Annotated in this window: 13 protein-coding genes and 1 pseudogene; 7 read left to right on the forward strand and 7 right to left on the reverse strand. The window is 63.4% G+C overall.

Annotation, left to right across the window (positions count from 1 at the left end; translation table 11 throughout):
• Positions 1-215 precede the first annotated feature (215 nt).
• From M5G11_RS22760 to M5G11_RS22770, 4 genes and pseudogenes are all read right to left on the reverse strand, one after another.
• On the reverse strand, positions 216-1,001 hold the full coding sequence (locus tag M5G11_RS22760) for a sulfite exporter TauE/SafE family protein (protein WP_273910364.1): 786 nt from the start codon (positions 999-1,001) through the stop codon (positions 216-218).
• A 170-nt stretch (positions 1,002-1,171) separates the two neighbouring features.
• A complete protein-coding gene (locus M5G11_RS27685) occupies positions 1,172-1,957 on the reverse strand; it encodes a methyl-accepting chemotaxis protein (protein WP_420793804.1) in 786 nt (261 codons plus the stop codon).
• A gap of 117 nt (positions 1,958-2,074) precedes the next feature.
• Positions 2,075-3,058 (reverse strand): annotated as a pseudogene (locus M5G11_RS27690) (cache domain-containing protein); the annotation flags it as partial.
• Between the two features lie 156 nt (positions 3,059-3,214).
• Entirely contained in the window at positions 3,215-4,093 is an 879-nt protein-coding gene (locus M5G11_RS22770; protein ID WP_273910366.1) for a LysR family transcriptional regulator, read from the reverse strand.
• Between the two features lie 132 nt (positions 4,094-4,225).
• Between M5G11_RS22770 and M5G11_RS22775 the strand changes: the two genes are divergently transcribed.
• Positions 4,226-4,657, forward strand: coding sequence for a PACE efflux transporter (locus tag M5G11_RS22775; RefSeq protein ID WP_273910368.1), 432 nt, complete (start codon positions 4,226-4,228; stop codon positions 4,655-4,657).
• 99 nt (positions 4,658-4,756) lie between these two features.
• On the opposite strand, the gene M5G11_RS22780 is transcribed toward M5G11_RS22775, so the two are convergent.
• Entirely contained in the window at positions 4,757-5,191 is a 435-nt protein-coding gene (locus M5G11_RS22780; RefSeq protein WP_420793803.1) for a hypothetical protein, read from the reverse strand.
• 165 nt (positions 5,192-5,356) lie between these two features.
• On the opposite strand from M5G11_RS22780, the gene M5G11_RS22785 reads away from it, so the two are divergent.
• Complete coding sequence (locus M5G11_RS22785) at positions 5,357-7,261, forward strand: M14 family metallopeptidase (protein ID WP_273910371.1); 1,905 nt, start codon at positions 5,357-5,359, stop codon at positions 7,259-7,261.
• A 526-nt stretch (positions 7,262-7,787) separates the two neighbouring features.
• Entirely contained in the window at positions 7,788-8,069 is a 282-nt protein-coding gene (locus M5G11_RS27445; protein WP_337994602.1) for a GGDEF domain-containing protein, read from the forward strand.
• Positions 8,070-8,199: 130 nt separating this feature from the next.
• Here M5G11_RS27445 and M5G11_RS22795 read toward each other — a convergent pair whose 3' ends face one another.
• The gene (locus tag M5G11_RS22795) at positions 8,200-9,102 is read right to left on the reverse strand and encodes a hypothetical protein (protein ID WP_273910372.1); all 903 of its coding nucleotides are present in this window, start codon (positions 9,100-9,102) and stop codon (positions 8,200-8,202) included.
• Positions 9,103-9,541: 439 nt separating this feature from the next.
• On the opposite strand from M5G11_RS22795, the gene M5G11_RS22800 reads away from it, so the two are divergent.
• Entirely contained in the window at positions 9,542-9,829 is a 288-nt protein-coding gene (locus tag M5G11_RS22800) for a hypothetical protein (protein WP_273910373.1), read from the forward strand.
• Between the two features lie 3 nt (positions 9,830-9,832).
• On the opposite strand, the gene M5G11_RS22805 is transcribed toward M5G11_RS22800, so the two are convergent.
• Positions 9,833-10,312, reverse strand: a complete 480-nt coding sequence (locus tag M5G11_RS22805) for a RidA family protein (RefSeq protein WP_273910374.1) — start codon at positions 10,310-10,312, stop codon at positions 9,833-9,835.
• Between the two features lie 152 nt (positions 10,313-10,464).
• Here M5G11_RS22805 and M5G11_RS22810 point away from each other — a divergent pair, with 152 nt between their 5' ends.
• The 3 genes from M5G11_RS22810 to M5G11_RS22820 all read left to right on the forward strand — a co-directional run bounded on the left by M5G11_RS22810 (position 10,465) and on the right by M5G11_RS22820 (position 12,348).
• Positions 10,465-10,992, forward strand: a complete 528-nt coding sequence (locus tag M5G11_RS22810; RefSeq protein WP_273910375.1) for a DUF3455 domain-containing protein — start codon at positions 10,465-10,467, stop codon at positions 10,990-10,992.
• 91 nt (positions 10,993-11,083) lie between these two features.
• Positions 11,084-11,638, forward strand: coding sequence for a sigma-70 family RNA polymerase sigma factor (locus tag M5G11_RS22815; protein ID WP_273910376.1), 555 nt, complete (start codon positions 11,084-11,086; stop codon positions 11,636-11,638).
• On the forward strand, positions 11,635-12,348 hold the full coding sequence (locus tag M5G11_RS22820; protein ID WP_273910377.1) for an anti-sigma factor: 714 nt from the start codon (positions 11,635-11,637) through the stop codon (positions 12,346-12,348). Before M5G11_RS22815 ends, M5G11_RS22820 begins: the two co-directional genes overlap by 4 nt.
• Positions 12,349-12,449 lie beyond the last annotated feature (101 nt).

The following is a 12,449-nucleotide window of genomic DNA, read 5'->3' on the forward strand; positions in this document are numbered from 1 at the left end:
TGGCCAAGCTGTAGATCGCCGCCAGGCTGAAGATGGCCAGCCCGACCCGGGTAATTCATCGTGGCCTCCAGGCGGCGTGCGCGTTCCCGATGGAGTCACTGGAAAATGCACTCTGACTGTATTCACGTTGATCATCGCGCAATGCGTCGCAGCGTCGTCCTGGCCAGGTGCGACGCGTCACGCGCGCGGGTTTTACCCCTGCGCCGGGGGGGGAATCAGAACGCCAGCTTGTAGCCGATCATCAACAGCATCGCCGCCAGGCACGGGCGCAGGACGTTGTCGGAGATGCGCCCGGTCAGGTGGCTGCCGAAGTAGATGCCCGGCAGCGAGCCGAGCAGCAGGTAGCCCAGCAGCGACCAGTCCATGTTGCCCATGCCGGCATGGCCCAGGCCCGCCACCAGGGTCAGCGGCACGGCGTGGGCGATCTCGGTGCCGACCAGGCGGCGGGTGACCAGGTGCGGGTACAGCAGGAACAGCGCCACGGTGCCCAGCGCGCCAGCACCAATGGAGGTCAGCGAAACCATTACGCCAAGTACCACCCCGGTGACCACGGTGAGCGAGTTCAGGCTGCGTGCGTTCAGGCTATAGCGGTCACTGGCGTGCTTGCTGGCAAAGGCTTGCAGCTTGGCCTTGAACAGGATCGCCAGCGCGGTAAGGATCAGCACCACCGCCAGGCCTTGCTTGATGATCGCGTTCAGCGCCTGGGTGTCGGTGTGCAGGGTGGACAGGAACCACAGGGTCATTGCCGCAGCCGGGACGCTGCCCAGGGTCAGCCAGCCGGTGATCTTCCAGTCGATGTTCTTTTGCTTGCCATGCACCCAGACACCACTGGCCTTGGTGATTGCAGCATAGAGAAGGTCGGTGCCCACGGCGGTTGCCGGGTTGATGCCGAACCACAGCAGGATGGGGGTCATCAGCGAGCCACCGCCAACGCCGGTCACGCCGACGATGAAGCCTACAACCAAGCCTGCAATCGTGAAGCCGAAAGATCCTACATCCATAAATAACCTAAACGCCCAACGTGCCCGTGATCGGATGAACGCAGCATAAAGGTTTTTTTATAGCCAAATAGACTAGTTCGTTATTAGGTTATAACTACGGAAGCTGTAGGAGGTACGTTGAAGTATTGCAACCGACTCGTCGGGAGAGTCGGTTGCACAAGGGGCGGGGGTTAGATCTTGAAGCTGTCGACCAGCTGTTTCAGGCGCCCGGCCTGACGCGCCAGGTCATCACAATGCTTCAGCGTGTCATTGAGGTTGACCACGCCTTGCTGGTTGAGCACGTTGATCTGGGTGATGTCCAGGTTCAGGCTCTCGACCACGGCAGTCTGCTCCTCGGTAGCGGCTGCCACCGACTGGTTCATGCCATCGATCTCGCCGATGCGCTGGGTGACGCTGGTCAGGCGTTCGCCCGCCTGGTTGGCCACCACCACGCTTTCCTCGCTGGAGACCTGGCTGGCGTTCATGTTGTGCACCGCTTCACGCGAGCCCACCTGGAGCGTGGTGATCATCTTGTGGATCTCCTCGGCCGACTCCTGGGTACGGTGGGCGAGGTTGCGCACTTCATCGGCGACTACCGCGAAACCACGGCCGGCTTCACCGGCACGGGCCGCTTCGATGGCCGCGTTGAGCGCCAGCAGGTTGGTCTGCTGGGAGATGCCCTTGATCACGTCAAGGATCTGCCCGATGTCGTCGGTGCTGGTGTTCAGGGTTTCGATCTGCTGGCACGACTCGCTGATCTTCTGCGACAGCGCAGTCATCGCCGAGATGGTTTCCTGCACCACCTGACGACCGTCGTTGGCCTGGTCGCTGGCGCCGCTGGCGTGTTGCGAGGCATCGGCGGCGTTGCGCGCGATTTCCTGGGTAGCAGCGCCCAGTTCGTTGATCGCGGCGGCAACGCTGTTGGTGCGCATGCTTTGCTCTTCCGAGCCGATGATCGAGGCGTTCGACGCCGCCATCACCCGCTCCGACAGGTCGTGTACCTGGCGGGTAGCCGAGGACACTTCCGAGATCGACGCGTGAATCCGCTCGACGAACTGGTTGAACGAGGTCGCCAGTTCACCGAACTCGTCCTTGTTCTCTACCACCAGGCGGCGAGTCAGGTCGCCTTCACCCTGGGCGATGTCCTGCATGGCGCGGCCCATGGTGGTCAGCGGACGCATCAGCAGCGGGATCAGCAGGCCGAGCAGGCCGGCAATGACCGCCACGGCAATCAGCATGGCAATGATCGCGGAGGTACGGAACTGGCTGAGCGGGGCGTAGGCCTTGTCCTTGTCGATCGACAGACCGATGTACCAGTTGGCCGAGGGCAGGCCGGCGACCGGGGTGAAGGAGAGGATGCGCTCCTGGCCGTTCAACACCACGTCCTGGTTGCCCGACTGGATGCGCAGGTTGCTGCCGGGGTAGATGTCCTTGAGGTTCTTCATCACCTGGTCTTTGTCCGGGCTGACGATCACCTGGCCGTTGCCGTCCACCAGGAAGGCATGGCCGATGCCGCCGAAGTCCACGGCGTTGATGATGTCGACCAGGGTCGCCAGGCTCAGGTCACCACCGACCACGCCGAGCAGCTCGCCCGAGCCCTTGGCCTTGACCGGCATGGCGATGGTCACCACCAGGCCGCCGACGGCGGCCATGTACGGCGGGGTCAGCATGGTCTTGTTGGCGGCAACGGCGGCGGTGTACCACGGGCGTTGGCGCGGGTCGTAGCCGTCAGGCATCTTCGCGTCGGGGCGCTGGGTGAACACACCATTGGCCTGGCCGACGTAGGTGAACTGGAAGTTGTCGGTGAACGACGGCTGGTCGACCAACCCCGGGAAGTCGGCGTTGGCGCCTTGGTGGGCGACGTTCTGCGAGAGGTTCTCGAGCACCAGCACACGGCCGCTCATCCAGTTCTGCACGCTACTGGCGGTCAGGTCACCGGCTTGCTGCACGGAGGACTCAATGTTCTGGTGAATGGTGTTGCGTTGCAGGTAATCGTTGTACAGGGTGAACAATGCGAAGGCCAAGACCACCACGCCGCAGGCGCTGAGCAGGATCTTGTGGCGGAATTTCAGGTTCATGTTTCGAGACCTTGTGCCAGAAAAAGGAAGTGTGGCCGAGCGTTTCAGGACCTTGTGGGCACTGCTGTCGCGCTGAACCAGGCATCTAACCCGAAGGTTATCGGCAGAAGGCCTGAAAAATTTACGGGCTTTTTGTCACAGGTGTTTCAAACCGTCTCAACGCACCAGCAAACCGACCAGTTCCTGGGCTGCGCGTTGCAGCGGCTGGCTTTTGCGCCAGCAGGCATGCACGGGCAGTTGCAGCTCGTTCTTGGTGTTGCGAAAGGCCAGTCGCACCAGCCTGCCGGCGGCCAGCAGCGGGGCAATGCGCGACAACGGGAAGTCGCCCCAGCCCAGGCCTGCCTCGACCATCTCGATGGCCATGCCGAGGCTGTCGGTGCGCCAATGCGAGGTGCCGATCAGCGGGCGGGTGTCGGCCATGGGCAGGTCGCGACTGGCGACGATGATCTGGCGCACGTTGATCAGGTCTTCCAGGTAGCGCACCTGGCCGCGCTCGCTCAACGCCGGGTGATGGGGGGAAACCGTGGCGGTCAGGGACTCCGTACCGATGTGCTGGAAGCGCTGGCGTGGGTCGACGCTCAGCCCGGCGAAGGCCAGGCACAGGCCGACCCGGCCTTCGTGCAACAGCTGCAGGGCATCCTCCTGCGGAGCGGTGAACACTTCGACATCCAGCAGCGGGTGGCGCTCGCTGAGGGTTTTGATCGCGCGCAGCAGGGGTTGATGGTCGATGTCCGGGACCACGGCAATGGCCAGCTTGCTCTCCAGCCCTTGCGACAGCTCGATGGCATGCACCTGCAACTGCGCCAGTTGCTCGGCGATCAACCGGGCATGCGGTTCCAGCGCCTGGGCGAGGGCAGTGGGGCGGGTTTCGCGGTGGGTGCGTTCGAACAAGGCGAAGCCCAGCTCGGCTTCGAGGTTGGCAATCGCCATGCTCACGGCCGAAGGCACGCGGCCCAGGGCGCGGGCAGCGGCGGAAAACGAGCCGCGGTCGAGCACGGCAAGGAACAGTTCGATGTTGTCGCTGGAGAAGTTCATGCGCGGCCAAGAGGCAGGTTGATATCAGTCAATCTGATAGTTGCTGACTTTTTCTGTCAAGAACATTGACTCATCCTGCGCCCCTCTGCTGCCCCGACCGGGTGGCCAATGGCTTTGAATACGAGGTAAAGGGTGCAAGGGGTAAAACGCAAACTGGTCTATGTCTCGGCCTACGAAATGATCGGCCTGTGCCTGTCGACGCTTGGCCTGGCGCTGCTGTCGGGCACTGCGCCGAGCAACACCGGGCCGCTGGCGGTGCTGATCACCACCATCGCCATGGCCTGGAACTTCATCTACAACACGCTGTTCGAGTGGTGGGAGAGCCGCCAGCTCACCCGGGGGCGCAGCGTGGCGCGGCGGGTGGTGCATGCGATTGGCTTCCAGCTGACCCTGGTGGTCTACCTGATCCCGCTGATCGCCTGGTGGCTGGGGATTTCGCTGTGGGAAGCGTTCCTGGTGGACCTGGCATTCATCGTGCTGATCCCGTGCTACACCTTTGCCTACAACTGGCTGTTTGACCGGGTCTTCGGGTTGCCGGCCTCGGCGCTGCCAGTACAGGCCTGACGGGTGCTATCGCCGGCAAGGCCGGCTCCCACAGAGGTGCTCAGTGCTGCATACCCCTGTGGGAGCCGGCCTTGCCGGCGAATAGGGTCAGCGCGAACCTCAGGCCGCTTGCGGCTGCAGCACCCACTCACCGTCAATTTCCTTGACCAGCCCACTGGCCAGGAACAGCGGCACAAGGCGCACATGCAGCTGGGTCTCGACGAACGACTTGATCGTCGCCAGGTCCAGCACGCCGGCCGTCCCCAGTTCAGCCTTGGTATACGACAACCAGGCCTTCTTCAACGCCATCAGCACATCGCTGCCCGCCGTGGTGGCGAAGCGGCGGTTCACGGTCAGGCCGTTGAAGTTGAACGTATGCGCGTAGGCATACCCGCTCTCGTCACCAGCACCTTGCTGGCAGCGGCTGCACGAACAGGCACCTTCGCCGAAGGCGTTGGCCAGGTAGCTGTTGAACTCCACCACGGGCTTGAGCGAGAGACGCTTGTCGACCTCGAACAGGTCCGAAGTCAGGTTTTCTTGCAGGCTCAACATCATTCCCCTTGTCATGTACCGCAGATTTTTTGCGGTCGCCACGATACCAGTCGAGCCCCGCCGGTGCATACCCTGGGTCGGCGGGCGGCGCATTGAGCGATTGCTGGTGTAGGATTTACGCCATCTTGCTCTAAGCTGTCCCCCGATTACTCATGATAAGGATCCATCATGAAGCACCTGCGCTTGAAGCCCCTGCTCGGCATGATGCTGTTGGGCAGCTGCCTGCCGGCCCTGGCGGCATTGCCCGCCGCACCGGCGTATATCGATGACAGCGGTTACCCGGCGGCAGCCAAGCAGCGCATCCTGCCGGCGATGTTCGAACAGACGCTGACCAGCACGCGCTACCTCGCCAAGCCGGACAACCCGCTGATCACCCTCGCCGAGTCGAGCAAATTCCAGCAGACCAGCAACTACACGCAGACGCGTGCCTATATGGACAAGCTGGCTGCAGCCTCCGGCGGCACCATCAAGCTCAGCGACCTGCCGGAAACAAGCGCAGAAGGTCACCCGATGCTGCTGGCGGTGGTGTCCACCGAAGCCGACAAGTCGCCCGCGGGCCTGAAAGCCTCCGGCAAGCCGACGCTGTTCATCGAGGCCGAAATCCACCCAGGCGAGGCCAACGGCAAGGACGCGATGTTCATGTTGCTGCGGGACATGACTACCGGCGACAAACCGCTGGCCGGCCTGCTGGACAAGGTCAACCTCCTGTTCATTCCCACCGTCAACATCGACGGCGACCTGCGCAAGAGCCCTTATGGCCGGATCAACCAGAACGGCCCGCTGGACACCGGCTGGCGGGTCAATGGCCTGAACTACAACCTCAACCGGGACTTCACCAAGCTCGACAGCGCGGAGATCCGCAACGTCGCCTGGGTCTTCAACACCTACGACCTGGCGTTCTTCGCCGACACCCACTCCACCGACGGGGCGATGTACCCCTACGACAGCTCCTATTGCCACAACGGCAACGGTTGGTCGCCGGCCAGCAGCGCCTGGCTGGACACCGTCATGCGCGCGCCAGTGTACAAGGCCCTGCAGGATGATGGTCATGTGGTGCACGAGTGCATCAGCTTCAACGACAACCAGGACCCGACCCAGGGCTACTATCCCTACCGCAGCGACCTGGCACGCTTCTCCAATCAATACGGTGACATCCGCAACGTGCCGTCGATCCTCATCGAGCAGCATGCCCTGCACCCGTACGAAACCCAGGTGCTGGGCAACTATGTGATGCTCAAGGCGATGTTCCAGGTGATTGGCGAGCAGGCGGCTTCCTTGCGCGAGGCCATCCGCCAGGACCGCGAACGCCTGCGCAGCCAGCAGCAGGTGGTGCTGACCTGGAAGCCGGGCAAGGACGAAACCACGCCGTTCACTGTCGGCGACTACCGTTTTGAGCAATCCCCGATCACCGGGGCGAAGACCATTGTCTGGAGCAACACGCCCAAGCAACTGAGCGTGCCGGTCACCGGCAACACCGAGCCAGACCTGGTTACCCAGCGGCCCAAGCAGTACATCGTGCCCGGGCAATGGCGCGAGGTGATCGCCCGGCTCAAGGCCCATGGTATCCAGATGAAGACCCTCGACACGCCGACGGCCATTGCCGTCACGCTGTATCGCATGGACGAGGTCAATGTGGCGGGAGGCTTTGAGCCTGATCGCAGCCAGCCGAACAAGATCCCGGGTTACGAAGGGCACTTGCTGGTCAGTGGCGTCGCCAAGCCGTTCCAGCGTTTACAGACCTTCCCGGTGGGTTCGGTGGTCATTGATGTCGACCAGCCGTTGGGCGTACTGGCGGTGAACCTGCTGTACCCGCAAAGCCCGGACTCGTTCTGGTCGTGGGGCTTCTTCAACGCGACCCTGGTCGCCGCCGAAGAGCCTGAGGAGTACGTGATGGAGCCCATGGCGCGCAAGATGCTGGCCGAGAGCCCGGCATTGAAGGCCGCGTTCGAACAGAAACTCAAAGATGACAAGGATTTCGCCGCCAGCCCGAGTGCGCGCTTGCAGTGGTTCTATCAGCGCACGCCGTTTTATGACGTGAACGCTTTTGTCTATCCGGTAGGAGCGGTGTACTGATCCATGGCTTTGCATATTCCGACCTTGCTGGTGGTCTCCATCTTCGTGTTCTGCCTGCTGGGGCTGCTGATCCTGCACGCCTGGAGCCGCGAGACCGTCGCCGGGCCGGTCGTCTGGCTGCTGCTGTGCCTGATCCCGGCGTTTCGCGAGACGCTGGCGCTGCGGGTCTCGGTCTATTCGTTCATGGCTGCCGGCTATGGAGCGCTGACCTTCAGTGAGTTCTGGCGCAGCCGCCACAGCCTGGAGGTGTCCTACCTGCCGGCCATGCTGCTGACGGCGCTGCACACCTTGTTCTATTGTGTGCGCATCTTCAGCGATCAGGCATTGGAGCTGGACCAGGCATTGGCAGGGAAGGGGTCGGGCATACCGTTCTTTTCGTTCATGCTGATCGAGTCGATGCTCTACGTGATCGGCATCAGCTACGTGACCCTGGCCATGGTCAAGGAACGCGCCGAGCTGCGCCTGAAGGCGGCAGCCTACAGCGACGCCTTGACCGGCATCGGCAATCGCCGGGCGTTCATGCTCAATGGCGAGCAGATGTTGGCCGACTGCAAGCGGCGAAGAGTTTGCCGCCTTGCTGCTGGACACCGACGAAGTCAATGCGGTGGCGGTCGCGGAGCGCATCCGCCATGGTTTTGCCGGGTTGACGCTGCTGGAACCGGGGTTCTTGAGCGTGAGTATCGGCATTGCCGTTACCCAGCGCTCGGGCCATGAACTCTCCCGCCTGCTGTCGACGGCGGATGAAGCGCTCTATCTGGCCAAGGGCGCCGGCAGGAATCAGGTGCGGGTCGCGGTGTTGTCGAACTGAAGCCAGGCCTGCCGAACGGGTCGGCAGGCCTGGCCGGCCCACTCAATGCCAGAACAGCGCAAGCAGGATGATGATCGGGATCGGCACACCGATCAGATAGAGCAGAATCGAGCGCATGGTGGTTCTCCTGTCATTGCACGGGATGTGCTGGAAGTACAGCGGTGTGGACGGTGTCGACGTTCAGTACCAGCGCAGTGTCCCGACGACGGCCGCCCCAGATGGCGAACAGGCTGGCAAAGAATGCGCCGCACAGCAGCGCGACGAACATCCACAAGGCAGAGGCGGCGGCCGCTTTGCGGGCGGCATCAGCCAGTTGCTTGGCTTCGTCGATGGCCTGGCGGGCTTCGGCGAACACCGCATCGACCCGGCGCTCTGCTTCTGCCTGGCTGATCTGGGTGCGCTGGGCGATCACGTTGGCAAGGTAGCTGCGGTCTTCGGCGCTCAGCTGGTTGTCGCCCAACCCACGCACGAAGATCCGCGCGGCAATGCCATGGGCGGCGTCATCGGTCACGGCGACGGGGCGATCATCACGAAACAGCATGTCGATGAAATACGCCGAATCGTCGCGGGCGGCGGGTTGGCTGGTGACTGCCGCGCTAGTGGCTGCGGCACCGGCATGTACGCCGGCGCCGACAATGCCGCTGACCGAGCCCAGCACCAGCACGGCCGTGACCAGGGTGGCGAAGGCCCAGGCGAGAAAGCCGTGGGCGGTGTCGCGAAAGTACACTTCATCGCCATGCAGGTGCGCCCATTTCACCCGCAGGCGCCCAGCGATGTAGCCGCCCAGGCCCGCTGCGAAAATCTGCGTGAAGGCCAGCCAGGCGATGGTTGATACGCCGATCTGCCGAGCGCTGGCGCCATCGCCCGGCCAGGGTGAAACGGCAGAGAAGCCCAGGCCGAAGCCGAGCACGATAAGGATCAGCGAGAGGGCGGCGGCAGCGGTGGCGCCCGCGAAGATGGCAGCCCAGGACACCCCGGACTGATTCGACGGCTCCAGGGCGGAAACGGCATAGGCATCGGCACTTGTCATCATTGTGGGTGCTCCGTTGCGTTGCAGGTTGGGAGGGTTCTACCTCAACAGAGCAGCGCGCGTGCCAAATGCTACGAAATGTTTAGATTAGGGAAATCAATGGGTTGCGCAGAGGGTTTGTAAGCGCTTCATGCAGGCTGCATGAGCAGGGCTTAATCCCCATGCAATTTGCATGGTTGAAAGGGCTTGGGTGGGCGATCAGTTGCCTGACATGCTGGCCTCATCGCCGGCAAGGCCGGCTCCCACAGTGTTGGGAAGTACATCATTTCTGTGGGAGCTGGCCTTGCCAGCGATGAGGCCAGCACAGGCACACTGGATCAGTGAGCGAAACGCGAAACCCTGCATTCGTCGTCAGGCACGGGCGTTTTTTGCGCTTCTGGCTTACCCTAGGCGCCCTGCGCGCCGCCCGGCGCCGTCTTCCTGTGTTTTCTGGAGCCTTTGCATGTACAACTACACCGCCACCGTGACCATCAGCAACGATATGGATGATGATGTCGAGGCGGTCGAAAACACGGCAATCCGCATCGGTCTGGAAGCGGTTACCGAAGACCTGAAGAAGGTCCACTTCATCGGCACCCTGGCCGCCCCGGACGGCCCGACGCACATCTGTGTCACCCTCGACAACGGCCTGAGCTACTACGGTCCGATCGTCAATGGCCACGCAGAACTGGAAGGCGGCTGGCTGGCCTTCGAAAACGACATGCCAACCCCGGAAGAACTGGGCCTGTAACCCTTACGCCTCGGGATATACGGCTGCCACCAGGTCCAGTTCCACGCTGGCATTCTTCGGCAGTTGATAGGCGCCCACCGACGTTCGCGTGTGGGCGCCGACCTCACCCAGCACCTGATAGAGCAGGTCCGATGCGCCATCGGCCACTTCACTGTGCTGGGTGAACTCCGCGCTGCACTGCACAAACACGCTGATACGCAGGATGCGCCGCACCTTGTCCAGCGAACCCAGGCTGCGCTGCAGCAACGCCAGGGCGCGCATGGCGCCGATCTTCGCGGCCAGTTGGGCCTGCGCCAGGTCCACCGTGTCACCCACTCGCCCGGTTACCACCACCGTATCGCCCACCCGCGGAATCTGCCCGCTGATGTAAACCTCGTCGTCATGGCGCAGCAGCGGCACGTAGTTGCCGCCGATCTTGATCTCGCCATCAAAGGAATACCCCAATTGCTCGGCAGCAAGGGTGAAGCGCTGGTCTGCGGACATGGACGTGCTCATACGGGCTGAGGCCTGAGGCCGGGTTTCGTAACCTAGCAGATTTTTTTCATCGGCCTGCATCCAGTTCGCCACCTGGCGGGTAGTACAGGTAGTGGCCTTGCGTGCCGCTGCGCTGTTCACCCTTTTCTGGAGAGATGCCGATGAACGCCAAACACGTCCTCACCCTGGCCGGTACCTGCCTGCTGCTGGCCCTGCCAACCGCCCATGCCACCTCGAACCTGCCAGACAGCATCAAGGTGCCCGACGGCCACAAGGTCGCCCTGGAAACCGTCGGGGTAGGTGAAATCACCTATGAGTGCCGCGACAAGGCCGACATGGCCGGGCAGACCGAATGGGTGTTCGTCGGCCCCAAGGCCGTGCTCAATGACCGCAGTGGCAAGGCTGTCGGCAGCTACTTCGGCCCACCCGCCACCTGGCAGGCCGCCGATGGCTCCAAGGTCACCGGCACCCAGTTGGCCGTCGCCCCGTCCAGCCCCGGCAACCTGCCGTATCAACTGGTCAAGGCCAACCCGGTGGAAGGCAAGGGCGCGATGACCGGCGTCACCTACATCCAGCGTGTCGCGCTCAAGGGCGGCGTGGCCCCGGCCACTGCCTGCACCGCGTCGAACAAGGGCACCAAGGAGGTAGTGAAATACCAGGCCGACTACATCTTCTGGGCGGCCAAGTAGCCGGGCTGGCGCTGGCAAAGTCGTCTACGCTGCATATCGCAGCCCCCCGCCTGACTGCGGGGGTACGACGACTGGCTGATGGCGGGCATCCGTGACGCAACTAGAGCGCACCTTCGACTACGAAGCCACCCTGGCCGCGTGTGCCCGTGGCGAGCGGCCGGCGTTGCAGAGCCTTTATCAGCAGGAGGCGGCGCGCCTGCTCGGGGTGTTGCTGCGCCTGGTGCGTGAACCGGCATTGGCCGAAGACCTGTTGCACGATGCCTTCCTGCGCATCTGGACCGGCGCCAGCAGCTTCGACCCCGCCCGTGGCAGTGCCCGTGGCTGGGTCTACAGCGTTGCCCGGCACCTGGCGCTGAACCACCTGCGCAACCGTCATCGGGAAATCCAGGGGGCTGGCGTCGAGGAACTGCTCGGCGTCGAGGAAGCGGGCGTCGCCCTGGGTGAAGGCATCGATGTCACGCTGCATGCCGCGCGCATCCACCTGTGCCTCGACCAACTGCCGCCGGCGCGGCGTGCCTGTATCGTGCACGCCTATGTCGACGGCTTTTCCCACGCCGAGATCGCCCACAAGCTCGGCGCACCGCTGGGCACGGTGAAGGCCTGGGTCAAACGCAGCCTGGCTGCCTTGCGGGAGTGCATGGGATGAACGACGGCCCGGACAACGACGCGCAGGACGAACTCGATGCCCTCGCGGCCGAGTATGTGCTGGGGACCCTGGCGGCAGGCCTGCGCACCGAGGTCGAGCATCGGTTGCCGCATGATGCCGCGCTGCGCGAAGCCGTCGATGCCTGGGAAGAACGCCTGCAACCGCTCACCGAACTGACCAGCCCGCACGCACCCTCCGCAGCCTTGTGGCCACGGATCGAGCACAGCGTGGACGAGCTGCACACACGGCCCGCCAGCGTGCCGAGCACGCCGTGGTGGGATTGGCTGGGCCTGTGGCGCGGCCTCGCTGCCGCCGGGTTGGCGGCGACCCTGGTACTGGGCACGTTGCTGCTGGGGCGTGATGCGCCGGCACCGAGTTACCTGGTGGTGCTGGTGGCACCGCAGGACAAGTCCCCAGGCTGGGTAATCCAGGCCAGTGACCAGCAGACCATCCAGTTGATCCCGCTGGGTGTCGCCGAGGTACCCGAAGACAAGGCCCTGCAGTTCTGGACCAAGGGCGCCGACTGGCAGGGGCCGGTCTCGCTCGGCCTGGTCAAGCCGGGGCAGACGTTGAAAGTGCCACTTGATCGCCTGCCACCGCTTGAGTCCGACCAGCTGTTCGAGCTGACCCTGGAAGGGCGCAGCGGCTCGCCGACCGGCAAACCGACCGGGCCGATCCAATTCATTGGTCGCGCGGTGAAGGTGATCTAGGCCCGACCGACACTGCAAAAAAAATGCAGTGAACCTGCATTTTTTTCCGTTGGAGCGCTTTCGACAATTTCGCCAGACTGGCGCGCATCTGAACTTTCCGG

This window comes from Pseudomonas fontis, assembly GCF_028656955.1.
GTDB classification, from domain to species: domain Bacteria; phylum Pseudomonadota; class Gammaproteobacteria; order Pseudomonadales; family Pseudomonadaceae; genus Aquipseudomonas; species Aquipseudomonas fontis.